This is a genomic window from Sulfitobacter noctilucae, assembly GCF_000622365.1.
Lineage (GTDB): Bacteria > Pseudomonadota > Alphaproteobacteria > Rhodobacterales > Rhodobacteraceae > Sulfitobacter > Sulfitobacter noctilucae.
Genome location: NZ_JASC01000014.1, coordinates 184,856 through 209,273, shown reverse-complemented (window position 1 = coordinate 209,273; position 24,418 = coordinate 184,856). Strand labels below are relative to the sequence as shown.

Annotated in this window: 23 protein-coding genes and 1 tRNA gene; 9 read left to right on the top strand and 15 right to left on the bottom strand. The window is 59.5% G+C overall.

The window, feature by feature from the left end; all coding sequences use genetic code 11:
• Positions 1–930 (bottom strand): nitrilase-related carbon-nitrogen hydrolase, encoded by a 930-nt coding sequence (locus Z945_RS0111200; RefSeq protein ID WP_161634090.1) that lies wholly within the window; start codon positions 928–930, stop codon positions 1–3.
• A 214-nt stretch (positions 931–1,144) separates the two neighbouring features.
• On the opposite strand from Z945_RS0111200, the gene Z945_RS0111195 reads away from it, so the two are divergent.
• Both Z945_RS0111195 and Z945_RS0111190 read left to right on the top strand, forming a co-directional pair.
• Positions 1,145–1,852: a DUF484 family protein gene (locus Z945_RS0111195; protein WP_025052197.1), complete on the top strand. Its 708-nt coding sequence runs from the start codon at positions 1,145–1,147 to the stop codon at positions 1,850–1,852.
• Complete coding sequence (locus Z945_RS0111190) at positions 1,849–2,799, top strand: tyrosine recombinase XerC (RefSeq protein ID WP_174412332.1); 951 nt, start codon at positions 1,849–1,851, stop codon at positions 2,797–2,799. The genes Z945_RS0111195 and Z945_RS0111190 overlap by 4 nt, the downstream gene beginning before the upstream one ends.
• Positions 2,800–2,867: 68 nt before the next feature.
• Here Z945_RS0111190 and meaB read toward each other — a convergent pair whose 3' ends face one another.
• On the bottom strand, positions 2,868–3,839 hold the full coding sequence (gene meaB, locus Z945_RS0111185; protein WP_025052195.1) for a methylmalonyl Co-A mutase-associated GTPase MeaB: 972 nt from the start codon (positions 3,837–3,839) through the stop codon (positions 2,868–2,870).
• A gap of 79 nt (positions 3,840–3,918) precedes the next feature.
• On the opposite strand from meaB, the gene hrpB reads away from it, so the two are divergent.
• The gene (hrpB, locus tag Z945_RS0111180; protein WP_025052194.1) at positions 3,919–6,333 is read left to right on the top strand and encodes an ATP-dependent helicase HrpB; all 2,415 of its coding nucleotides are present in this window, start codon (positions 3,919–3,921) and stop codon (positions 6,331–6,333) included.
• Here hrpB and Z945_RS0111175 read toward each other — a convergent pair.
• From Z945_RS0111175 to Z945_RS0111155, 5 genes are all read right to left on the bottom strand, one after another.
• Positions 6,330–6,851: a hypothetical protein gene (locus Z945_RS0111175; protein ID WP_152541114.1), complete on the bottom strand. Its 522-nt coding sequence runs from the start codon at positions 6,849–6,851 to the stop codon at positions 6,330–6,332. The genes hrpB and Z945_RS0111175 overlap by 4 nt on opposite strands.
• Positions 6,827–8,470, bottom strand: a complete 1,644-nt coding sequence (locus Z945_RS0111170) for a hypothetical protein (protein WP_025052192.1) — start codon at positions 8,468–8,470, stop codon at positions 6,827–6,829. Before Z945_RS0111170 ends, Z945_RS0111175 begins: the two co-directional genes overlap by 25 nt.
• Entirely contained in the window at positions 8,467–9,447 is a 981-nt protein-coding gene (locus tag Z945_RS0111165; protein WP_025052191.1) for a membrane dipeptidase, read from the bottom strand. The genes Z945_RS0111170 and Z945_RS0111165 overlap by 4 nt, the downstream gene beginning before the upstream one ends.
• A gap of 109 nt (positions 9,448–9,556) precedes the next feature.
• On the bottom strand, positions 9,557–10,246 hold the full coding sequence (locus Z945_RS0111160) for an anti-sigma factor (RefSeq protein ID WP_025052190.1): 690 nt from the start codon (positions 10,244–10,246) through the stop codon (positions 9,557–9,559).
• A complete protein-coding gene (locus Z945_RS0111155) occupies positions 10,243–10,788 on the bottom strand; it encodes a sigma-70 family RNA polymerase sigma factor (protein WP_025052189.1) in 546 nt (181 codons plus the stop codon). Before Z945_RS0111155 ends, Z945_RS0111160 begins: the two co-directional genes overlap by 4 nt.
• A gap of 146 nt (positions 10,789–10,934) precedes the next feature.
• Here Z945_RS0111155 and Z945_RS0111150 point away from each other — a divergent pair, with 146 nt between their 5' ends.
• Positions 10,935–11,546 (top strand): 2-hydroxychromene-2-carboxylate isomerase, encoded by a 612-nt coding sequence (locus Z945_RS0111150; RefSeq protein ID WP_025052188.1) that lies wholly within the window; start codon positions 10,935–10,937, stop codon positions 11,544–11,546.
• Positions 11,547–11,561: 15 nt separating this feature from the next.
• A complete protein-coding gene (locus Z945_RS0111145; RefSeq protein ID WP_025052187.1) occupies positions 11,562–12,758 on the top strand; it encodes an NAD(P)/FAD-dependent oxidoreductase in 1,197 nt (398 codons plus the stop codon).
• Positions 12,759–12,794: 36 nt separating this feature from the next.
• Here the strand turns inward: Z945_RS0111145 and Z945_RS0111140 are convergent, their stop codons facing one another.
• The 6 genes from Z945_RS0111140 to ychF all read right to left on the bottom strand — a co-directional run bounded on the left by Z945_RS0111140 (position 12,795) and on the right by ychF (position 19,134).
• On the bottom strand, positions 12,795–14,984 hold the full coding sequence (locus Z945_RS0111140; protein WP_025052186.1) for a xanthine dehydrogenase family protein molybdopterin-binding subunit: 2,190 nt from the start codon (positions 14,982–14,984) through the stop codon (positions 12,795–12,797).
• Complete coding sequence (locus Z945_RS0111135; RefSeq protein WP_025052185.1) at positions 14,981–15,967, bottom strand: FAD binding domain-containing protein; 987 nt, start codon at positions 15,965–15,967, stop codon at positions 14,981–14,983. Before Z945_RS0111135 ends, Z945_RS0111140 begins: the two co-directional genes overlap by 4 nt.
• Positions 15,964–16,470, bottom strand: coding sequence for a 2Fe-2S iron-sulfur cluster-binding protein (locus Z945_RS0111130; RefSeq protein ID WP_206537304.1), 507 nt, complete (start codon positions 16,468–16,470; stop codon positions 15,964–15,966). Before Z945_RS0111130 ends, Z945_RS0111135 begins: the two co-directional genes overlap by 4 nt.
• Positions 16,471–17,325: 855 nt before the next feature.
• Positions 17,326–17,463, bottom strand: coding sequence for a hypothetical protein (locus Z945_RS20615; protein WP_161634089.1), 138 nt, complete (start codon positions 17,461–17,463; stop codon positions 17,326–17,328).
• Between the two features lie 136 nt (positions 17,464–17,599).
• Positions 17,600–17,689 (bottom strand) — tRNA-Ser (locus Z945_RS0111120).
• Between the two features lie 347 nt (positions 17,690–18,036).
• Positions 18,037–19,134 carry a redox-regulated ATPase YchF gene (gene ychF / locus Z945_RS0111115; RefSeq protein WP_025052183.1) on the bottom strand — a complete coding sequence of 366 codons (1,098 nt, stop codon included), beginning with the start codon at positions 19,132–19,134 and terminating at the stop codon, positions 18,037–18,039.
• Between the two features lie 196 nt (positions 19,135–19,330).
• Here ychF and trpA point away from each other — a divergent pair, with 196 nt between their 5' ends.
• The gene (gene trpA, locus Z945_RS0111110) at positions 19,331–20,122 is read left to right on the top strand and encodes a tryptophan synthase subunit alpha (protein WP_025052182.1); all 792 of its coding nucleotides are present in this window, start codon (positions 19,331–19,333) and stop codon (positions 20,120–20,122) included.
• On the opposite strand, the gene Z945_RS0111105 is transcribed toward trpA, so the two are convergent.
• Entirely contained in the window at positions 20,119–20,583 is a 465-nt protein-coding gene (locus tag Z945_RS0111105) for a MarR family winged helix-turn-helix transcriptional regulator (RefSeq protein WP_025052181.1), read from the bottom strand. The genes trpA and Z945_RS0111105 overlap by 4 nt on opposite strands.
• Positions 20,573–21,679 carry an Acg family FMN-binding oxidoreductase gene (locus tag Z945_RS0111100; protein WP_025052180.1) on the bottom strand — a complete coding sequence of 369 codons (1,107 nt, stop codon included), beginning with the start codon at positions 21,677–21,679 and terminating at the stop codon, positions 20,573–20,575. The genes Z945_RS0111105 and Z945_RS0111100 overlap by 11 nt, the downstream gene beginning before the upstream one ends.
• A 130-nt stretch (positions 21,680–21,809) precedes the next feature.
• Here Z945_RS0111100 and Z945_RS0111095 point away from each other — a divergent pair, with 130 nt between their 5' ends.
• From Z945_RS0111095 to Z945_RS0111085, 3 genes are all read left to right on the top strand, one after another.
• Entirely contained in the window at positions 21,810–22,979 is a 1,170-nt protein-coding gene (locus Z945_RS0111095) for an alpha-hydroxy acid oxidase (RefSeq protein ID WP_025052179.1), read from the top strand.
• Between the two features lie 20 nt (positions 22,980–22,999).
• Entirely contained in the window at positions 23,000–23,614 is a 615-nt protein-coding gene (locus Z945_RS0111090; protein WP_025052178.1) for a hypothetical protein, read from the top strand.
• A 140-nt stretch (positions 23,615–23,754) separates the two neighbouring features.
• Positions 23,755–24,414, top strand: a complete 660-nt coding sequence (locus Z945_RS0111085; protein WP_025052177.1) for a 50S ribosomal protein L25/general stress protein Ctc — start codon at positions 23,755–23,757, stop codon at positions 24,412–24,414.
• Positions 24,415–24,418: the final 4 nt, after the last annotated feature.

The window sequence follows — 24,418 nt, the reverse complement described above, 5'->3', positions numbered from 1 at the left end:
TCACGCGGCTTCTGCCGTCTGATCGTTGATGAAAAGGTGGTCCGCCGTCCATGAGGCGGGCCGCAACTCTGCTTCTGCCCCGCCTCTGCGGATCGCGCGGACGGCACCCACAGGAATGGCTTCAGCGTGCAATGCGATGTCATACCCCTCCTGAGCTGATTGCGCTGGCAGGGACTGCCACACGCCACCTTCACTCACCGTGATATCGCAGGGCAGATATACTGCAGCACCGCCTATTCCGGTGTCCAGCGCCCAAGGTGTGAGCGGCGCACCTACGGCACCGACCACACAGACTACGGTCTGAAGTTCGATCGCACGCGCATGGGCGCAGCCAAATACCCGCGAATACCCCGTGATCATGTCCGTTTTTGCCGCGATCAGCACCAGATCAAGGTCCAGTTTGCCCAGTCTGCTCCACAGCGCGGTGTATTCCGTATCAAGGCAAATCGGCATCGCGATGCGCAATCCTTGCCACGAGATGATGTTTATTTCCGTCCCATGCAGGGTATCTCCACCCTCGCCCTGCTCTTCCAGCGGCGTCAGCGACATCTTGTCCTGCACATGCTCTTCGCCTTCGGGTGTCAGGAAGAACGCGCGGTTGTAAAAGCCGTTCGCGCCTGTGGGACTGTGACCTGCGACGGGAAAGGTGCCGGGCAAAATCGCGACACCATAGGTGGTGGATATACCCTTGAGCGCGGTAATCGCTGTCGGAGTGAGACCGGCCAGCCACTCAAGATGAAGGGTCGCGGGAAGATCTTGGGGTGCAAAGCTCAGCCATTGCGCACAGGCGAATTCAGGCAACACCAGAATGCGCGCGCCCCGCTCGGCCGCGGCCGCCGTGCGCTGCGCGACGCTGTCGATCCAACTGTCGAGTGATGCAATGTCGTGCTGAAGATTGGCGGCCCAAAGATCGATTGAAATGGTATCCAATGGAAGAACTCCATGCCTTGAATACATGTAGCGCAGAAGAGGCTCCCCCTGCTTACGGGACACGCCATGCTGGCGTTCGACAGCAAACGCGGTCTGCATCCATTTGTTCCCGCGCCCACCGCAAATCCGCAACGCTGATCTAATTTTCTGCAATCAGGGGCAGACCGATGGATCATCGCATGTTATTGAGCCTTCCAAACAGCACGAGACTGATATGAGCAGCAATCCGAAAATTGATGATGCCCTCCGCGAGGCCATTATCTCTCAGCCTGATGTTATTCTGGATGACGGCGACGTTATGCAGGCCCTTATTGCCGCGAACGAACGTGCGATGGGGGGCAATATCGTCGATCTGCGCGGCATCGCGATGGAGCGGCTTGAGGCGCGGCTGGACCGGTTGGAAGATACCCACCGCAGTGTGATTGCCGCCGCTTACGAAAACCTTGCCGGCACCAACCAAATTCACCGCGCTATCCTGCGGATGCTGGACCCGGTGGAGTTCGAGAGCTTTCTGCGTGATCTTGGTGGCGAAGTGGCTGACATCCTGCGGGTCGACGTGGTCAAGCTGGTGCTGGAATCAGTGCAGAATGACAACGATCCGGCGGTGCAACGGCTGGGGGATGTGCTGAGCGTGGCGGAGCCCGGGTTTATTGATGATTATCTGACCCAGGGCCGTGGTGGCATTCCGCGTCAGGTGACCCTGCGCGGCGTGCAGGACGGGACCGAACAGATTTACTCAGAGAAGGCCGACTGGATCCGGTCAGAGGCCTGCCTGAAACTCGATTTCGGCGCGGGCCGCCTGCCCGGTTTGCTGGTGCTGGGGGCCGAAGACCCGCATATGTTCGGGCCGCAACAAGGCACCGATCTGCTGACCTTTTTCACCGGCGTGTTCGAGCGTGCCATGCGCCGCTGGTTGTCTTGAGCCGCGCGCAGACAGCCGCCGACACCGGGCTGATCAGCCCTGCCGCCCGCGATGCTTTGCAAACATGGCTGGATCACCAGCGCAGCCTGCAAGGGGCGGCCGAAAACACGATCACCGCTTATCAGGGTGATGTGGCAGATTTTCTGGCTTTCATGACGGTGCACACCTCCCAGACCCAAGGGCTGGGGGCGTTGGCGCGGATCACCATCACCGACATGCGATCCTGGATGGCGCATACGCGGGGGCCGAATGTCGGGCCGCGCTCGATGGCGCGCAAGCTGTCGGCGGTCAAGGCATTCTACCGCTGGCTCGCAGAGCGCGAGGGGTTTGAGCCAACGGCGGTGCTGTCTGCCCGTGCGCCGAAGTTTCCCAAGAAGCTGCCGCGCCCCTTGGCGGTAGATGCGGCCAAGGCTATGATTGATTGTGTCGAATTGCAATCCGAGCGCCCCTGGGTCGCCGCCCGTGATGTGGCTGTGCTGACCCTGCTCTGGGGCTGCGGTCTGCGTATATCCGAGGCTCTGAGCCTCACGGGCCGCGATGCGCCGTTGGCCGAAAGCCTGCGCATTTTCGGCAAAGGCGGCAAAGAACGCGTGGTGCCGGTGCTGCCCGCCGCCCGTGATGCGGTGGATGCCTATCTGCGGCTGTGTCCCTATGCGCAGGATGCGGATGCGCCGCTGTTCCGTGCGATCCGGGGCGGTCCCCTGTCAGCCCGTGCGATCGCATCGGTGATGGCGGATGCGCGGATGCAACTGGGGCTGCCTGCAACGGCGACACCCCATGCGATGCGCCACAGCTTTGCCACCCATCTGCTGGATGCGGGCGGTGATTTGCGTGCGATCCAGGAACTGCTGGGCCATGCATCCCTGTCGACCACACAAGCCTATACGGCGGTCGATACGGCACGCCTGATGGAAGTCTACAACCGCGCCCATCCCAGGGCGGGGTGAGCGGTTGCAGGGGGTCGATTTCTTTTAAAGAAATCGGTCGGAAACTTTGTAGGTTTCCGCACCTTTGGCTACCGCCCCAATTCGTCCACAAACTGTTGCGCCGCGACAGACGGATCCACCTCACCCGCAGCAACCTCATCCCCCAATGCGGCCAGCGCCGTCCGCGCCTCTGGCATCTGCAGCTGCGCCAGCAAGCGCTGTTTTACATCTTCGGTGAACCAATACCGCGCCTGCGCTGCTCGCGTCCGCTCCCAAAAGCCATTTTGCCGCCGCCACTCGACAAGCGCCTCGATCCGTTCCCATGCAGCATCAAGCCCGTCTTCCTGAAGCGCGGACACGGTCATGGCACAGGGATAGCCGTCGGGGTCCTGAGCGCGTTTGCGTAACAAGCGCAGCGCACCGGCATAATCGGCGCAGGTGCGGTTGGCTGCGGCTTTCAAATCACCATCGGCCTTGTTGACCAGAATGATGTCGGCCATTTCCATTATGCCGCGTTTCACGCCCTGCAACTCATCCCCGCCCGCCGGGGCCAGCAACAGCAGAAACAGATCAGACATCTCTGCCACCACAGTCTCGGACTGGCCCACGCCGACCGTTTCGATCAGCACGACGTCAAAACCTGCTGCCTCGCACAGACGCACGGCTTCGCGGGTGCGGCGGGCGACACCACCCAGATGGGTCTGGCTGGGCGAGGGGCGGATAAAGGCGTCCGCCTCACGGCTGAGCAAATCCATGCGCGTTTTGTCCCCGAGGATCGAGCCGCCCGAGCGCGAAGACGACGGGTCAACCGCCAGCACCGCCACCCGCAGACCCCTTCGGATCAGCATCATGCCAAGGCTTTCGATGAAGGTGGATTTGCCCACCCCCGGCGTGCCGGACAAGCCGATGCGCAGCGCTTGGCGGTCTTGCGGCAATGCAGCCAGTAATGCGGCCGCTTGCGTGCGGTGATCATCGCGCCCTGATTCCACCAGCGTGATGGCGCGGGCCAAAGCGCGGCGCTCCTGAGCGCTGATGCGCGTGGCAAGGTCGGTAATATCCATGCGGCATGTTTTGCCAATGACGTACAAAATGTCCATCCCTGCCCTTGGCCTGAGCCCGCCTTTGGCGGATAAGCTGCCTATGTCAGACGCCCTGCCCATCGATGCCGTTCTGCCGCAGGTGATCGCCGCGCTGCGCGAAACCGGGCGCGTTGTGCTGCAAGCTCCGCCCGGTGCAGGTAAAACAACCCGCGTGCCGCTCGCCATGCTGGAGGCCGGTCTGACCCAAGGCCGGATCCTCATGCTGGAACCCCGCCGCCTTGCCGCGCGGGCCGCAGCCGAACGGATGGCGCAGACCTTGGGCGAAAAGGCTGGCGAGAAAGTAGGTTACCGCGTGCGCGGCGCCTCTGCCATCAGCGCACAAACGCGGATCGAAGTGGTGACGGAAGGCATCCTGACGCGGATGATTCAGGACAGCCCTGATTTACCGGGTGTCGGTGCGGTGGTCTTTGACGAATTTCACGAACGCTCGCTGAATGCTGATCTGGGCCTGGCGCTTTGCCTTGAGGTGGCGGGGGTTCTGCGCGACGATTTGCTGCTGGTCGCGATGTCCGCCACACTTGACGCCGCTCCCGTCGCGGAGATCATGCAGGCCCTGATTGTAACTTCTGAGGGGCGCAGTTTTGCTGTGACACCGCGATGGCTGTCCAAACCCATCGGCACCCAGCGCATTGAACAGGCCACCGCTGATCTGGTGCTGCGGGCCTTGGCCGAGGCCCCCGGTTCGGCGCTGGTGTTTCTGCCGGGTGAAGGGGAGATCAGGCGCGTCGAAGGGCTGCTGAAATTACAATTGCCGGACGACTGCACCCTCACCCCGCTATTCGGCGCGATGGACTTTGCCGCCCAGCGCCGGGCGATCCAGCCTGCAACGCAGGGGCGGAAGGTGGTGCTCGCGACCTCTATCGCCGAGACGTCCCTGACCATCGAAGGTATTCGCATCGTTGTTGATGCAGGCCGCGCGCGGCGGGCTCGGTTCGATCCGGCGTCCGGCATGTCCCGTCTGGTCAACGAAAAGGTCACGCGGGCCGAAGCCACACAACGCGCGGGCCGCGCCGGGCGCATGTCCGAAGGGGTGGCCTATAAACTCTGGAGCAAAGGCGAAGAAGGCGCGCTGGCCGCTTATCCCCCTGCCGAGATCGAAGCTGGCGATCTGAGCGGCTTTGCTTTGGAACTGGCGGTATGGGGGGCGGAGGCGGCGGAGCTTGCTTTCGTCACGCCACCACACGAAGGCCGCCTAGCCGAAGCGCGGGCGGTGTTACAGATGTTGGGTGCATTGGGCACAGACGGGCGCATCACCGATCACGGTCGGGCTTTGGCGCGGCTACCATTGCATCCGCGTCTCGCACATATGGTCAGCCGCGGCGGGGCGCGGGCTGCGCCCCTTGCTGCCCTTTTGGCCGAGCGTGATCCGATGCGCGGTGCTGGCGTCGATCTGGCCATGCGCATGGATGCAGTAGAGGGCAAACGCACTGCTGCGCAGGCGCACGCCGCAACCATCGCCCGTATCCGGCAAGAGGCGAAACGACTGGCCCGTGGACAAAACCGTGGGGGGCCTGAGGGCATCGGACAGTTGGCCGCGCTTGCCTATCCTGACCGCATCGGCTTGCGCCGCAAAGGCGATGCACCCCGCTTTGTACTGTCGGGGGGCAAGGGTGCGGTCCTGCCCGAAGGCGACGCACTGGCAGGCGAGCGCCTGATTGTAGCCACCGATCTGGACGGCGACCCACGCGAGGCGAAGGTGCGGCAAGCTGCACGGCTGAGTGAGGCAGAACTACGCGCGCTTTTTGCAGATCAGATCGTTTGGCATCACCTTTGCGCGTGGTCGCGGCGCGGGGGCAAGGTCTTGGCCCGCAAGCAGGAATGTTTCGGCGCTTTGGTGTTGGAAGATCGCATCTGGTCTGACGCACCGGAGGACGACATCGCCCGCGCTATGCTGGACGGCGTGCGCCAGTTGGGTCTGCTGCCGGGCAAGGCTGCAGTGCTGTTCTTGGCACGAGCGCGTCTGATGGGAGAAGGCTTTCCCGATTACAGCGAAGCCCACCTGATGCAGACTTTGGAGGAGTGGCTGCTGCCGCATCTTGGCGGTGTGCGCAGCACCGCAGACTGGAAAAACTATGATCTGCTGCCCGCGCTCAAGGCGCGGTTGGATTGGGACCAGCAACGCGCACTGGACGCCTCCGCCCCTGCGCATTTTGAAACCCCGCTGGGCCGCAAGATCGCCATTGATTACGCCGGAGACGTCCCTGAAATCACCCTGCGCTTGCAAGAGTTGTTCGGCGTCACACGGCATCCAAAGGTGGCTGGGCAACCGCTTAAGATCACGTTGCTGTCGCCCGGCCAAAAGCCGGTGCAGGTGACGATGGATCTGCCGGGGTTCTGGGCCAGTTCCTATGCGGATGTGCGCAAGGACATGCGCGGGCGCTATCCCCGCCACCCCTGGCCCGAAGATCCGACGCAGGCGGACCCGACGCTGCGAGCCAAGCGGCGTGGGACCTAGTCGTTATCAGTAAGGCCCGCCCCTGCGCCCGAAATGCGCGACGCATCGGATTCAGGGACAAGGGTCTTTGCCGCGAGTTGCTGCATTTTCGTGATCAGTTCGTCCGGCACCGCGACACGCGGCATCGGCGGGGGTTTTGTCGGTTGATTGATATACATTCGTACATGGATATCTGTGCCTTGCGTCTTCCCGGTGACGGCAAAACGCTTAGCATAACAATAGCTTAGCTCCAGCGCCGCGAAGGGACCGGGCGAGATCATGTGATCGACGATCTCGCCGCTATTTTTCTCTAATACTGTGGCAAGTCGGAGGGGCAGCGCCAAGACTGGCCCGTCCGGCAAACCATCAAGGGCGGCGGCAATGTCTTCGGCGGCACAACCTGCGCCAAGATGGCTAAGTGCTGCTTTGCCAAAGGCTGTCGCTTGGGCCGGTGGTGCTCCGCCGCCGCGCGCGGCTTTAGCCGCAAGGGTCACGACTTCGTTGGCAGAGCACATCATGGCGCAAAGACCGGCAGCCACCAATCATCTGCGTTCCCGGCCAGATCATCCGCAAGCGGCGCACCCTGGCACAATGTGATCCGGGTCCAGCGGTCAGACTTCGGGTCGAATCTAGACGCGCCGAAGAAGGACAATTTGCAGCGCAGCATGTCGATGTGCAGGCAGGTTGTGGCAATCAGGTTGTCGCGAATTTCGGCGTATGGATGCAGCGGCGCAAGGGCCACGCGTTCCACCGCGAGCGCATGGTCGGGATATACTTCGAGAAAAGCAGAGGTCGCGCCTGAGGCCCCTTCCAGATCAGAATAGAGCGCCTTGATCCGCCGACCGATGTCCAACGGGCTTTCGAGGGCCGCCCCCGCATCGGAAAAACGCGAACCCAGACGGGGTTCCTGCTTGGCTTCAGAGACATACCAGAACTGGCCGCAGTGCTCTGGGTCGTCGTAATCAGGCGCGATGGACCATGCGAAGTGGCGTTCGATCAATAGGCGCAATTGCGCCACATCACGCGGTGCCGGTGCCAGGGTACCAAAAGGATCGGCCATACAATCGCAAAGCTCATCCACCAGATCACCGAACGGTTCGATTACGAGCGCTGCGGTCAGCTCTTCCACATCGCATGAAGCGCCAGCAACGCTGTTCATCGCATGATCCAGCGGCAACTCGGCGGAAAAGTCGAACCCTGCGCAAGCGGTGCGCCAATGCTTGCGCAGTTGGTCAATGCGCGCTTGATGCACCGGGTCCGGCACGCGCCATTCCGCCAGATGCTGAGTGGCACGCTGAGCCAGCGCTACAAGGCGACGCTGTTCATTGGGCGTCAGTTGCGGGATCGCACGCACACGTGCCAGGGCGGTTTCGCGGGCGTGCATCCAATTGTTCAGCAGTACGGGGTGATTGACCAGAAACGGGGCCATCCCTAACCCCGTGGAATTGCCGATGCCGAGATGGCGTTTCAAGCCGGGGTCAAGCCTGCCACGCCCCGTGTGTTCCACCAAATCATGGGTGAAATGCCGGATTAGCCAGACGGTCAGCATTTCGGCGGCAAAGGGGCCTTCGAGGCCGGAACGATTTTCAATCAGGTTGCGGTCGGCGATGCCGAACTTGCCGTTGCCGTAGACGGCAGTCGTCCGCATCAAATACCCGACCTCGCGGATCATACCTGCGTTGGGTTGGTGCCCTGCTCGCAATGCTGTGACCACATGATCAAACAAGCGCACAGATTTGTTGGCACGGCTGAGGATCAGGTCGCGTTCGGTGAACCGCGCAGCTTCCTGCTTCGGGGCGCTGGCCACGATCCGGGCGATTTCCTCCGCCGATGGGACACCATCATAGAGCACATAGGCGCTGTCCCAGGCCGTTGCGATCACGCGGTCTGTGCGTTGATCGGGTGGCAGATCGGTCGACACTGCGACCAACGAATAACTGTGTCCGCCAAGTTCAAGAGAATAGACAGCGTGGCCAAAGCCATCAGAACACATTTCCCAGACAGGGCGGGTAACTGTTACTTGCTCAACCGACAGTCGGCGCATCAGGCTGCGCAAAAAAGACAGACGCGTGGGAAACATGGCGCCCATGCGGCTGAGGCGCATCACCTCATCGGCGGGGCGCAAAGCCGTTTGCGGAATGCTGAGTTCGTCTCTCATAACGCACCAAAGCTCTGTTCATAAAAGCGGAGCCAGTTGCCGCCCATGATGCCGTCAACTTCTTTCTGGTTCATGCCGGCGGCACTCAAACCGCTGCGGATATTGCCAAAGTCGCGGTTATCGTTGAACCAGATCGGCATTGGCGGAAAGCCCGCCTGGCCTGCCGATCCTTCGCCGTAGTCGATGCCCTTGGTCCAGCGACCGACGCGCATCCATTCTACCACACTGTCCGGCTGATCCTGACACAAATCTGTGCCGATCCCGAGATTCTCTGCGCCATAGCGGGATGCTGCCTCGGCAATCATCGCGCAAAAGCTCTTAAGCGTGCAGTCGCTGCCACCCGCGAGGTGATGCGGATAAACGGAAAACCCGAGCATCCCCCCTGCTCCGGTCAATGCCTTTAGCACAGTATCAGATTTGTTGCGCAGAGCGGCGTGCCACCAATGCGGATTGGCGTGGGTGATGGCGATGGGACGTGTGGAATGGTCGATGGCTTCGAGGGTGGAGCGCTCCGCCGAATGGCTCATGTCGATGACCATGCCGACGCGGTTCATTTCCGTGACAACGGCGCGGCCCATGCGGGTGAGGCCGGTGTCATCGTCCTCATAACAGCCCGTCGCCAGCAGGCTCTGGTTGTTGTAGGTCAACTGCATGAAACGGATGCCCAACTGATGGCAGATTTCGACCAGACCGATGTCGTCCTCAATCGGGCTTGGGTTCTGGAAGCCGAAGAATATCGCCGTGCGCTGGGTTTCCTGGGCGCGGATCACGTCGGCAGCGGTTGTGCCCTTGAAGATCAGATCGGAATGGTCCTCGAACCAGCGGTTCCAGCGCTCCAGGTTCAGCACCATTTCGCGAAAGCTTCCGTGATAGGCGATGGTCACATGCACTGCGTCCACACCGCCCGCGCGCATCTGTTCAAAGATACGCGGCGAGAAATTGGCGTATTGCAGGTTGTCGATCAGTGGCGCTTTCATCACACCACTATGGCTCTCTCTTAGCGCTCGCTCAATGCCGAACGCGACAATTCGCTACGCAAAAGCGCGTCAGGGTCAGGCCAGTGCGGCCCATTGAGCACTGATCATACTAAAGCTCGTTGATTGCCCCGGCCGCGCGAATGGCCCCTGTTGGTGCCGCGCCGGGTGCACCACCGGGTGGTTCATCGGACACTGCCAGCGTCATCACACCGATTTGCGCCTGCAAAGCCTGCGGCAAGCGCACGCGGGTTGTCTCATCAGACGGCAGAACCCCCAATGAGATCGGCGCGGTGTCTGGCAAGACCGCCCAAAGCTGCAACACGCGGCCTTCGGGAGCTTGACCGGAAACGCGGCGCAAGGCGATATCGCCGGTGGTGTCGACCACGGCGATCAACTCAAGGTCATCCACGTCCCCAGCCATATAGGTGGCATAGACATCACGCGGTACTGTATCGGGTGCGGGCTGCAACAACGGTGCGGCCAGATAGGCAGCCAAAGCCATTGCGGCCAATGCGATGCCTTGCCAGACCCAAAGCCGCTGCATCAAAGGCACCCGCATTTTCGGGAACAGCGCACTCAGGATGGCCCGCTTCACTTTCTTGGGCGGGGTTACCGGGTCAATGCCTTCAGCCATCACGACAAAGCGTTCCTGCCACCCGGCGACACGTTGCGCAAAAGCGGCATCAAAGCGGGTACGGTCGCGAGCCGCGTCCAGTGCCGAATCCTCTGCAACACCAAGCGCGTATTCGGCCGCTTGCAGATCGTCTTCGTCGCGGGGGGGCAAGGTCTCGTCGCTCATGCGCTCATACACTCTCGCAAGGCGATGAGCCCGCGCCGCAGCCAGGTTCGCATCGTGTTAAGCGGTACGTCAAATTTGCCGGCAAGATCAGCATAGGACATGCCGTCAAGGTAGGCCCCTCGAATGGCCGCACCGCGGTCGGCCTCTAACTCATCCAGACATCCGGTGAGTTTCGATGCCTCGGATGAAGCGACGGCGGCGTCCTCAGGCGACGGGCCGGGTGCGATCAACTCGAACCCCGGTTTGTTGACGTCCTGATGACCTGCCTTGCGGGCGCGCAAACGGTCGATGGCCGTATTGCGGGCGATGGTAATCAGCCAGGTCATGGGCGACAGCCCATTCGCGCGATACCGGTCTGCGTTGTTCCAGATTTTGACAAATGTGTCCTGCATCGCGTCCTCTGCTGCCGCTCGCTTGTTCAAGACACGCAGGCAGACGCCGAATAGTTTCGCAGACACCCGATCATAGAGTTCCTCAAACGCCGCGCGGTCCTTGAGAGCCACACGCGCAATGAGGTCTTCAATCTCTTCGCGGTCCGTCATCGGCACTTATCCTCTGGCATTAGCGCTGTATTTTTCGGCAACGTCATAACACTATGACCTGCGATTGCCCGAATATAAGTCAAGCTCAATCGCCAAGCCAGCGTTCATTGAGGCACTGGCAGTGCAAACTGCTGAAAGGAAAGACAATGCCAAAGGGTAAGACAATTGAATACTTCTACTCGGCCCATTCTGCCTATGCCTATCTGGGCGCGTGGCAGCTTGACCGTATCGCGCGGGATGCGGGGGCGCGGGTGATCCACCGCCCGTTTGACTTTGTGCCAGTTATCGCTGCCGCCGGTGCACCGGGTTTCGCCAAGCGCAGTGCCGCACATATCGCCTATTTCTTTGGCCGCGACATGCGGCGCTGGGCGGAAATACGCGATCTACCCATGATCGCACACCGCCCCACCCATCATGACAATTCCCTTGCGCTGGCGAATGGTGCGATCATCGCGGCAGGGCCTCACGCGGGCGCGCTGAGCCGTGCCATCCTGCAAGCACATTGGCGCGACGATGCAAATCTTGCGGACGAGCCGACCCTGCGCCGTTTGGCCGATGAGGTCGGGCTGGACGGGGACAGACTGCTTGCCCGTGCCCTCGACACGCAGGTTCAGTCACAGCACAAGGCCAATACCGATGAAGCGGTTGCACGGTCAGTCTTTGGCTCTCCGACGTACTTTGTAGACGGGGATATGTTTTACGGGCAGGATCGGCTGGAAATGGTAGAGCGGGCGTTGAAAACGCCCTTCGCAACATAAGGCGGCACAGGCAGCATGGTAGAGCATAAAACCTATGATGTGATCATTGTCGGCGGCGCAATCTACGGCTCGGCTGTAGCATGGTGGTTGACCCAGATGCCAGGGTTTCAGGGGCGCGTTCTCGTTGTTGAACGTGATCCCAGTTATACGTTCGCCTCAACCAGCCATACGAATTCATGCATCCGGCAACAGTTCTCGAACCCCATTAATATCCGTATCTCGCAATTCGGCGCGACCTTTATCAAAGGGTTCCGCGACTTTATGGGCGGCGACCCCGAGGTGCCGCATTTGCTGCTGCAAAGCTATGGCTACCTCTATCTCGCCGATACACCCCAAGCTGCGGAGGACCTGCGCCAAAGTCAGGCCATACAAGCCGCCGAGGGTGCACATACGCGGCATATGACCCGCGCCGAAATCGCCGCCCTTTATCCGTTCTACCAGCTTGATGACATCCTCGCAGGCAATCACAATCTGGTCGATGAAGGCTACTTTGACGGCGGCACCATGTTCGATTGGTTCAAACGCATGGCCCGTCGCAACGGCGTCGAGTATATCCACGACGAAGTGACCGCGATGTTGCTGAACCCTGTTGGCACAGCGGTTCAGAGCGTGACACTGAAGTCGGGCGAGACTGTTGGCTGCGGTACGGTTGTGAACGCCTCCGGTCCGCGTGGATCTGAAACCGCACGTATGGCCGGGCTGGACCTGCCCGTGCGCCCGCGAAAGCGGTATACGTTTGTTTTTGATGCAGCCGAACCGTTGGCGCAGGACCTACCGCTGACAATCGATCCGTCAGGGGTGCATGTGCGCAGTGAAGGCAAATACTATCTGGCCGGATGCCCCCCGCATGACGATATAGATGTCGCGGTAGATGACTTCAGCTTTGATCACAGCATTTGGGAAGACAAGGTCTGGCCTGCAGTCGCGACCCGCGTGCCCGCGTTTGAACAGGTGAAGCTGATAAACGAATGGGTTGGCCATTATGCCTATAACACATTTGACCAAAACGCAGTTGTCGGGCCACACGGCGAGGTCCGCAACTTCATCTTCGTGAACGGCTTTTCTGGCCACGGGCTGCAACAATCCCCAGCTTTGGGGCGCGGTGTGGCTGAATGGATCGCCTATGGTTCTTATCAAAGCCTTGACCTAGCGGCTTTCAGCCCCGGCCGGATCGATCATGCCACACCCTTTGTTGAACGTGCGGTAATCTGACGACTTGGATCACCGCTGCCTACCCGCTCATATGCATCACATCCCTGTAATTACCTTATCCAATGTCGCTGGATAGTCCCGGACACGCACGCCGGTGGCGTTAAAAATGCCATTGGTGATTGCCGCCGCTGCACCGCAAATGCCTAGCTCGCCGATCCCTTTTGCTTGCAAAGGGCTCGCCCAATCGTCGCGCTCTTCCAGTAGCTCTACTGTCAGTTGCGGCACGTCAGCGTTCACCGGGATGTGGTATTCGGCCAGATTATGATTAGCGACATGCCCGTCGCGCGGGTCAAAGGCCAGTTCTTCGGTAAGCGCCATTCCGATGCCGAAGGTCATGCCGCCAATGCATTGCGACCGTGCTGTTTTGGCGTTTAAAATCCGGCCTGCAGCAAAGCTACCGTGCATGCGCCTCACACGCGTTTCGCCAGAGGCTGCATGGACGGCGACTTCAGCAAAATAGGCTCCGAATGTTGCCTGCCGCACCGCTTCAGATGTGTCGCCCGGCTGTACGTAGCCCAGCTTCACGATTTCGTCGCCTTGCAGCACATCGCCAAGAGCTTTGGTCTGATTGGCATAGGTGACACGACCGTCTTTCAACAACAAATCCTGCTCTTCTACCTCCAAACGCTCAGCCAACTGGCGGCGAATGGCCTGACATGCGACATAGACCGAAGTCCCGCTGGATGTGGCACCCCAGGACCCGCCGGAACCTGCCGCTGGCGGCAGATCAGTGTCGCCCAGAACGACATCAATTCGGTCGCGTGGCAGGCCAAGCATTTCGCCTGCAATCTGACCAAGAATCGCATATGTGCCGGTGCCGATGTCAGTCATATCCGTTTCAACCCGCGCCCTACCATCAGGTTGCAAGGCAACGCGGGCCTGACTGTCCATCAGCACGTTGATCCGTGCGGCAGAAGCCATCCCGTAACCGATCAGCCATTCACCCTCGCGTCGTTCCATGACACCCGGCCGCTTTGACCAGCCAAACGCGCGCGCTCCACTCTCCAGCGCATCGCGAAACCGGCGGGACGAAAACTCTTTGCCACTCTCCGGGTCTTTCTCGGGGATGTTTCGCAGGCGCAATTCCACCGGATCAATTCCAGCCTCGTGCGCCAATTCGTCCATCGCATTCTCCAGCACGGTGACACCGACAGCCTCGCCCGGTGCGCGCACCGAACCGGCGCAAAGCCGGTGAAGCCGCGCCAGTTCCATCGACATCTGCCGGTTCTCGCCAGCGTATAAGAAGTGCGACGCCTGAAGCACCGGTTCGGCAAATGTCTCACCAGGCAGGTTCGACACGCGGGCGTCATGGCCCAAACCGTTCAGCCGTCCCTCTGCATCCGCAGCGAGCCGCACCCGCTGGCTGGTCTCTGAGCGGCGCATCGTTGCCTCGTATACCTGCTGACGTTGCAGGGCGACCGAAACGGGACGCCCCAGCTCTTTAGCAGCAATAGCAGCGGCAACTGCCTCCGGGGCCAGTCCAAGTTTCGAGCCGAAACCACCACCCACATAAGGGGAAATGATGCGTACCCGGTCGGGGTGAACGCCCAATGCATCCGCGAGCTCGTTGCGGTTGTATTTTAACATCTGGTAACTGCCGCGCAGCGTCAGATCATCTCCGTCCCAAGATGCGATGGATGCATGCGGCTCCATCGGTGAACTGGAATGCGACGGGGTGGTATAGGTAACATCAACGCTATGCGCCGCACCCGTTATTGCCCCTTCTAGATCGCCCTGATCGAGTGCCTGATCCTCTTGCGCTTCAACGGCTGCGGTGACCGGATCGACAGGCATTAATTCGCCGTTCTCGAGGACGACCTGCAACGATTGGGCAGCATGACGCGCCTGTTCAAAGCTTTCCGCCACCACAACTGCAATCAGCTGGCCGACATAAGCGGCGTGCTGCGCCCCTTGAACGGGGGCTTGGTTGGCCGTGCCTTGTGCGGGGTTTCTCAGCAGACGTTCGTCTTGAATGACCGACAAGACCCCCGGCAGGTTTGCCACTTCATCACGGTTGGAAAGCACGATGCGCCCCGAGTTGGTAGGTGCCCGTACCATCACGCCATGTACCATACCGTCGACTTGCCATTCGTTTGCATAGGTCGCAGTCCCCGATACCTTTAGCGGTCCCTCCGGCCGGTCCAGTGGCGCGCCGACAAGCCCCTGCGCCATATCGTCCAATCGCCGGTCCGTGGCGGGCGCGTCCATTTTGAAATGCTCGGTCATATCCGTGCCTCCTGCGTCAGTTCGGTAAGCACCGACACGAGCGTGCGTCGGGCAAGCGGAAGTTTGAAATCGTTGTCACCAAGGCCTTGTGCCTCCGCGAGAAGCTGGTCAGCAGCCTGCTCAAAAAGCTCTTCGGTCGGCCTGTTGCCAACCAAGATCGCCTCGACTTGCGTATCCCGCCAAGGTTTCGGGGCCAAACCACCAAAAGCCAAATCTGCTCTGGTAATGCGACCGTCTTCTATTTTCAGAATGCCCGCGACGGACACGAGCGCAAAGGCGTACGAGGCCCGGTCGCGTACCTTGCGGTAGGTCTGACGTCCCTCTACTGGCGCGGGCAGGACGACGGCGGTAATCAATTCGCCGGGCTCCAACACCGTTTCACGGTCGGGCCGGTCGCCGGGGAGTAGATAAAGTTCATCGAGGTCAAGCCGCCGAGTGGTGCCGCCCTCTTTCAACGTCTCCACTTCCGCTCCAAGCGCCCGCATGGCAACGGCCATGTCGCTCGGATGCGTAGCGATGCAATGCTCCGATGTGCCCAGAACGGCCAAGATACGATTGAACCCTTCACGTGCAGCGCAACCACTTCCCGGCTCGCGTTTGTTGCACGCCATCGCGCGATCGTAGAAGTACAGACATCGCGTGCGTTGCAGTAGATTGCCCCCGGTGGTCGCCTTGTTGCGCAACTGCCCGCTCGCCCCAGCGAGCAGAGCACGGCTAAGCACCGGCCAATTGCGGCGCACGCGAATATCGTTGGCGAGTTCGCTGTTTGTTACCAACGCGCCGATCCGTAATCCGCCGTTCTCGGTTTCTTCGATCTGGTTGAGTTCAAGGTGATTGATGTCAATGAGCGCATCAGGTGCCATGACTTCAAGTTTCATAAGGTCCAAGAGGTTCGTACCTCCGGCAATAATGATCGCACCATCTGCGGCACTTTGGGTTGCATCATTAGGGTTCTGCGCGCGGATATATTCAAAAGGTCTCATGCGCCCTCCCCCGCCGCTTTTCGGATGGCTTCGACAATGTTGGGGTAAGCCGAGCACCGGCAAAGGTTACCGCTCATTCGTTCAGATATTTCTTCGGTCGAAAGGTCGGCTTGCCCATCAAGATCATCGGTAACATGGCTTGGCCAGCCGTTTTTGACTTCTTCCAGCATCGCCGTGGCGGAACAGATTTGTCCCGGTGTGCAGTAGCCACACTGAAAACCATCCTCGCTGACAAAAGCCTTTTGCAATGCGCTTAGGTTGTCGGGCTGACCAATGCCCTCGATCGTGGTCACCTCATCCTCATCATGCATGCAAGCCAACGTTAGGCAGGAATTGATGCGCCGTCCGTTCACCATGACCGTGCAAGCGCCGCATTGTCCGTGATCGCACCCCTTTTTCGTTCCCGTCAGCCCCAGGTGATGGCGAAGCGCATCGAGTAAGGTCGTTCTTGGATCGAGCTCCAACTGCTGCTGCGTGCCATTGATCATCAGGTTTGTCTGCACAGGAATTTTCTCCAGATTGGTCAGGGTCTGGAAGACTAACCCGATCGGCGCCCCTTGGTTCCGCGCTATCGAAATGGCGTGTGCCGTTTGTGGGTTATGTCCCAACCAGAGTCATCCAAAGTTATGGCCGCCAAGGCCTCAAATTTTTGCTCCCGATGTGCGACAGGTAAACGGCGATATCTGACTTGGGCAGGTTCGTCAGAACCTTCGTTGCTATTCCTCGAAGCAATTACAATACAGACGGGTTGTTGGACGCCCTGAAATATTCTGCTGTTGACCGGTGGCTGGTGGCCTTCTGGCGTGGCGTCGATAACCCATATCTCATCCGCGTCCCTTCGTAAGTCCGCTCTCATCTTCTGAAAGCCCGGACCATTCAAGAAGCCCGCCGCTGTAATAAAGCAAACGACCCCTCTACGGTCGGGTCGCGGAGCCTCGTCGGCCTCGGGTGGAATTCCGAAGACTTTCCAAGTCGCCCACCGCCAAAAGTAAACATAGAGGTTTTTTTAAGTGTTTTAGGTGAGGGCCCGCCCTCCATTCCTGTGGAGTATTCCAGTCTGCTAATGGACCTGTTTCACCTGTGCGACCGCTTTCGACCCATCCTCCTCTTCCCCTTGCTTTGTCTTTGTAAGGTGGGTTGCCGATTACAACGGTTATCGGCTCTTCTCCTTTGATGCGGTTGGCCTCCTCATAACTGGTGGTGAGGGGGGCAAAGAGAGATGGCAAACGAGCCCGGGATTCTTCGGGGTCGAAGAGCGTATCGGTGACGAACAGTCTGGGGTGAAGCGCTGTGGACCCGGTCAGTTCAAGCAACTCGCTCAATAGGCGAAGTTGGGCCACGACAAAGGGGCCGAACTGTTACTCGAACCCGATGAGGCGACGGGACATCGCTTCCATCACACCGGGGACCGCGCCCGCGCCAAGGTCCGCCTCAACCTGCTCGGCGATATGGCGCAGGATACCCAGCAGATAGGTGCCCGTGCCCACGGCTGCCATTGAAAACCTCTCGAATGTAGCAGTTCATGTAGCAATATACCCCTATGCCCGGGGCGTTGCGCAGAACGGATTGAGGGAAATATCGCTTTAAAACAACGACATGTCCCTAGATCGGGTTGCTACTTTATGAGTTGGGTGGCGGAGACGAAGGGATTCGAACCCTCGAGACCCTTCCGGGCCTACTCCCTTAGCAGGGGAGCGCCTTCGACCACTCGGCCACGTCTCCGTTGACCCGTTTAGCTACGGGATGCCGAAGGAGCAAGAGCTGAATCCATGCTTTTGAGGTGAAAATCGATGTCTCGCGGTCTCTTCCATTTGCAGGGCCGAAAGTCGGACGCAAATTCAGGCTGAATGAGAATTGCATCAGACTTCGCTGAGTGGCGAACAGGATGGAAGGACTGGGAAAGTCGAGGTAGGTCAGTTAGCACTCGGAAAGAACCCATTCTTTTCGAAAAGGGGAGTGAGAAGCTACTCAGTGGGTCTCGTCGTGAGTTGGGCCCTACGACTTTCTCGCGGACTGCTGTGACGAAGTTCTGGTGCCAATCGTGTTGGCACGGGATGCGGCTTAGCCCTTTAGGTGTTGAACAGGAAATGCAGCACGTCTCCGTCTTTCACCACATAACTCTTGCCCTCGGCCCGCATCTTGCCCGCCTCTTTCGCAGGGCCTTCACCGCCCAAGGCCACGAAATCGTCGAATGCAATCGTCTCGGCGCGGATGAAGCCTTTCTCGAAGTCCCCGTGGATTACGCCTGCGGCTTTGGGCGCGGAGGTGCCTGATTTGATGGTCCAGGCGCGGGCCTCTTTGGGGCCGACGGTGAAGTAGGTCTCAAGGTGCAGAAGTTCGTAGCCTGCGCGGATCAGGCGGTCGAGGCCAGCCTCTTTCAAACCCATTTCCTCAAGGAACATCTCTGCCTCTTCGGCCTCAAGCTGGCTGATCTCTTCTTCGATCTGGGCCGAGATGATGACGTGGGAATTGCCCTGCGCGGCGGCCATTTCGGCGACGGCGGCGGAAAATGCATTGCCTTCTGACGCTTCCGCCTCGCCGACGTTGCAAACGTACAGCACCGGTTTCGTGGTCAGCAGTTGCAGCATGCGCCAGGCGCGGGCGTCATCTTCGTCCACCTCGACCACGCGGGCGGGGTTACCGCCTTCAATGGCCTCTTGCGCCATGGCCAGCAAGCGGTCTTGTTGCACCGCTTCCTTGTCGCTGCCCTTGATCTTGCGCACCAGTCCGGCGCGGCGCTTTTCGATGGACTCCAAATCTGCCAGCATCAATTCGGTGTCGATGGTTTCGGCGTCTGCCACCGGATCCACGCGGCCCTCGACGTGGGTCACATCGCCATCCTCAAAGCAGCGCAGTACGTGGGCGATGGCGTCGACCTCGCGGATGTTGGCCAGAAACTGGTTGCCCAGACCCTCGCCCTTGGAGGCTCCTTTAACGAGGCCCGCAATATCCACGAATGTCATGCGCGTTGGGATGATGGATTTAGATGCGGCGATTGCGGCAAGCTGGTCAAGGCGTGCGTCCGGCACGGCGACCTCACCGACGTTCGGCTCAATGGTGCAGAAGGGAAAGTTTGCAGCTTGAGCCGCAGCCGTGCGGGTGAGCGCGTTGAACAGGGTGGATTTGCCCACGTTTGGCAAACCGACGATACCCATTTTGAAACCCATGACCTTGATCCTTCAACCAGCAGAATTTGCGCTGTCCTATGGCGGGCGGGGGTGCTGTGCAAGGGCATGAGGCGCTGAGGAGTGCTGCGGAAGTCGGAAAATGCGACTTTTCAGCCCCCCCTCTGCGCTGTCCTGCATTGATTTCCGGCGCGAGGTTGGGCATTGGCAGTATCAAATCCGAAGAAAAGGCCCTGCCATGACCCGTATCAACGCAAAGTTTGCTGACCTCAAATCCCAAGGTAAAAAAGCATTCGTTTCCTATATCATGGCCGGTGACCCTGATATGGCGACCTCGCTTGAGATTATGCGCGGACTGCCCGGCGCGGGTGTGGATGTGATCGAATTGGGTCTGCCCTTTACTGATCCGATGGCTGATGGCCCGACAATCCAACTGGCAGGGCAGCGCGCGCTGGACGGCGGGATGACCTTGACCAAAACGCTTGAGATGGCGGCGACCTTTCGCAAAGACGATGACACGACCCCGATTGTGCTGATGGGTTATTACAACCCGATCTATTCCATGGGGGTAGAGAGATTTTTGGAGGCTGCCACAGCGGCAGGCATCGACGGTTTGATCATCGTTGATCTGCCGCCCGAAGAAGACAGTGAGCTTTGTCTGCCCGCGCAAGAGGCCGGGCTGAACTTTATCCGGCTTGCCACCCCCACCACCGACGACAAGCGTCTGCCGCGGGTGGCCCAAAACACCTCCGGCTTTGTCTATTATGTCTCGATCACCGGCATCACCGGCTCTGCCGAAGCGGACGCAGGTGATGTGGCACCCGAAGTCTTGCGCATCCGCAAGGCCAGCGGCTTGCCTGTGATTGTGGGCTTTGGTGTCAACACGCCCGAGAAATCACAGGCCATTGCCGAAGTTGCAGATGGTGTCGTGGTTGGCTCGGCTATCGTGTCGCGGATTGCCAAAGGCGACAGCGTTGCGGACGTGCTTGCGTTTGTCAAAACGCTCTCTGACGGCGCACACGCTGCCTAGGTTTTTCCCTCGCCATTGCGCGCGGCGTCCAAATAGCTGCGCAGCTTGATCAGGGTCGGCAGCATCTGGGCCAACTCGTCCGGATCGATGTGCTGCATCATGTCGCCGAACCCGGGCGCGAGAGCCTGAATAACCTCTTCTCGCAAGGCCCGTCCCTTGTCGGTCAGCCATACGGTCTTGGACCGCCCATCCTGCGGATTGGCGCGCAATTCGACATGCCCCTTCGCGGCAAGGCCTTTCAGCGTGTGTGTCATCGACGTCTTGGGCACCTGAAAGGCGCGCGCCATGTCGATGGGCACCGCACCGTCGCCCCGATTGATCAAATGGCTCAACACCGCAAAATGCGGGGCGATCAACCCATCGGGCAGCCGTGCCTCAAGTCGGGCGCGGCTGAGCTGTTCAATGATCCCGATCTCTTTAAATACTTGAAATAGCGTGCGGGGGTCCGGTTTATGCGTCAATCAACTTTGCCTTCAACGGCCAGCGCGGAGTGCGCGGAATGGCCGGACCATAACCCAGACGCCCAAGCATTTGAACCGTATGCCCCTCTGGTGCCAAAACGTCATGCGCAGTCGCATAAAGCGCGTCCATCTCGGGGTACTCCTGCAACGCCTGGCTGATCGGGTGCAGCGACAGCCCCATGCGCGTTGTCGTCAGGTTCAGCCGCAACCAGCGACGGCCCGTATCAATATGGTCAAGCGATGTGTTCCCCGGCGTGGTCAACACGGCATAAGCTGGCGTGCTCGACATGATCTTGGCATAGATGTCGATGGCCCGCTGAAATCCGGGATCGTCAGGATCGGTCAGCATCTCGCGGTTCAGCATACCAGCCAGCATGAGGGTTTCAAGAAATGTCCCGCCCATATCAATGCCGTCGGGCGTGGCGTTGATCTCGGCCTTGCCCATGCGCATCACATCGACGCTTTCCTTCATTGTGCCAGGCGTCAGCGTTTCGATCAAAAAGGCTTCAAAGCTCAGATCGCGCAGGCGCTGCACCGTTGCCGCATCCGTGTAGATATCGGCGCTCTGTTCCAGCTCGTTGACGAGCGCGTCTGGCACAGGCGTATCCGAGAAAGGCTTCTTGCAAGACCGGCGTTCCAATATGTGCGCGGCCAGTGGATCGGGGGTTGCATCGCCGGTAAACACTGCGTGGGCAACCGGACCACCCGAACCTTCGGGAAAAAGCGTGAGGTCGACCCCCTGTCCGGCACTGCTGGCTGCAATCACCATCTGCTCCAGAAAACAGCCCATGCCGACCATGATCTGCCGCCCGTCAGGATCGGTATGCGGCAAAGTCCGGATGCCGTCGTGGTAAAGGGTCAGCGCATTCTCGCCCTCAAGGCGCACTTGCCAAGGCTGTATATTATGCGGACTTGGAGCCAGCAGCGCGTAGCTGAGCGCATTCAGGCGCGGATCTTCATAGGTCCCTGCCAACCCCCAAGGAGCGATTGCATCATGCGGGGTACGTGTTGCGGCAAATCCACCAAATGTGGCAGAGGCAGCCAGAACCGTCCCACCACCAATGAGGGACAGAGTTTTGCGTCGGGATAAGGTCATCTCATTTTTCCATTGTAGTACAATATCGCACCAGTATTCATAGTACGATATCGTACCACTCAAGAGATTCTTTGAATTGACCGTATTCTGGGAAATTGGTAAGCAAAGATGACCAATATGGAGGCGTCCCATGCCCGTCATCACCAACATCGGCGATCTCAAGCGCATCTATGAACGGCGCGTGCCGCGCATGTTCTTTGATTATTGCGAATCCGGCAGTTGGACGGAGCTGACATTCCGCGAGAACACCTCGGACTTTGACAAGCTGCGCCTGCGCCAGCGTGTCGCGGTCGATATGTCGGGCCGTAGCACCAAAGGGCAGATGATCGGAGAGGATGTGGCGATGCCCGTCGCCCTGGCACCTGTGGGACTGACGGGGATGCAACACGCCGATGGCGAGATTAAAGCCGCGAAAGCCGCGCGTGATTTTGGCGTGCCCTTTACGCTTTCCACCATGTCGATCAATTCGATCGAGGATGTGGCAGAAGCAACCAACGCGCCCTTCTGGTTCCAGCTTTATACCATGCGCGATGCGGATTATGTCAGCCGTCTGATCCAGCGAGCCAAAGACGCCAACTGCTCTGCCCTTGTCATAACGCTGGACCTGCAAATTCTCGGCCAACGGCACAAAGACCTGAAAAACGGTCTCTCCGCCCCGCCCAAGCTGACGCCCAAGACCATCGCCAATCTGGCGACCAAATGGACTTGGGGCATCGAGATGCTGCGCGCCAAACGGCGCGAGTTTGGCAACATTGTTGGCCATGTCGATGGCATTTCGGATGCATCCAGCCTTGGCGCATGGACTGCAGAACAATTCGATCTGACACTGGATTGGGCCAAGATTGCCAAGCTCAAGGAGCAATGGGGCGGCAAAGTCATCCTCAAGGGCATACTGGACGCGGAAGACGCCAAGATGGCGCTGAAGGTCGGTGCGGACGCCATTGTCGTGTCCAACCATGGCGGGCGACAGCTTGATGGTGCGGTCAGTTCCATCAGCGCCCTGCCCTCCATTCTGGACGCCGTGGGTGATCAGGTCGAAGTGCATCTGGACAGCGGCATCCGCTCGGGTCAGGACGTGCTCAAGGCACTGGCGATGGGGGCCAAGGGCACCTACATCGGGCGCGCTTTCATCTATGGGTTGGGGGCGATGGGGCAAAAAGGCGTGCAGACAGCGCTCGAGGTGATCCACAAAGAGCTGGACACAACCATGGCTCTGTGCGGCGAAACCAATGTCGGCAATTTGGGCAAGCACAACCTTCTGATCCCTGAAGACTTTGGCGGACGCTGGCAGGCGGGCTAAGACTGAGATAGGGCTGGGTTATGCTCGTTTTCCTCCGCCACAAGATCGCTTTTCTCGCGACTCCCAAAACGGGGACAACTGCCGTGGAAATGGCGTTGAAGTCGCGGGCAGAGATCGTGTTTTCGAAAAACCGCAAACACATCACTGCCCTACGCTATGCCAACAAGATCGCGCCTTTTCTGGAGGATACTTTTGGAGTGCGTCCAGCTTCTGTCGCCGTGATGCGAGAGCCGGTGGACCAGATCCGAAGCTGGTACAAATACCGCAGCCAACAGAGGCTTGATGGCACCAAGCTGAGTACCAAGGGTATCAGTTTTGACCAATTCGTGCGTGAGGTCGTGTCTGACGATCCGCCGGAACGGGCACAGATCGGGCGCCAGTTCAACTTCCTCACCGACGGAAAAACCAGGGTGATGGCCGACCATATTTTCGCTTACGAGGCGCAAGAAGCATTCTTGATGTTTTTGTCAGAGCATTTGCAGCATCCGGTGGAGATTGCACCCAAAAATGTATCTCCCAAAGTTGACGCGCCGTTGGACCCCGCGACACTGGCACTGCTTCGCGAAGTGCGCGCCGAGGATTTCATGCTTTATGAGACAGTGATGTCGATGGGTGGCCACCTGCAGGCGACCTAGGATCAGGCTGCGCGACCCCTCCGCCATAGACTGCGGTGCGTTTAGGTCTTTTCACATCGCTCAAACCGTTCTATAGGCACGGCTTCACGCGGGGATACAGCCTTGGAGGATTCCCGCCCTTATATATTGGAGATTACAAAATGGCCGGAGAGATTCCAGATCTTGAAGCCCAGGTACGGACGGGGACAGGCAAGGGCGCCGCTCGTCAGGCACGCCGTGATGGCATGGTACCAGGGATTGTTTTTGGTGGCGACGTAGACCCGCTGCCGATCAACATCCCGTTCAACAAACTGCTGACCATGCTGCGCAAGGGCCGCTTCAAAGCGACATTGTTCAACATGAAGGTCGAAGGCCACGATGACGTCCGTGTCATCTGCCGCGATGTCCAGCGTCACGTGGTCAAAGACTTGCCGACGCATGTTGATTTCATGCGCCTTAAGCGCACAACCAAGATCAACCTGTTCATCAACGTCGAAGTTACAGGCGAAGACACAGCACCCGGCATCAAGAAGGGTGGCGTTCTGACACTGGTACGCCCCGAGGTTGAACTCGTTGTGACGGCTGCGGATATTCCTGACAGCATCGTGATCGACGTATCCGGTCTTGAGATTGGCGACAGCCTCACAATTTCCGACGTGACGCTGCCGGAAGGCGCCAAGCCAGTCATCGACCGTGATTTCGTGATCGCTCAGGTCTCTGCGCCGTCGGGTCTTGCCAGCCAGGATGATGACGACGACGATACAGCCGCTGACGAAGTGCCCACAAGCGAGATGGGTCCACCGGATGGTGAGCAGAGCTAAACCA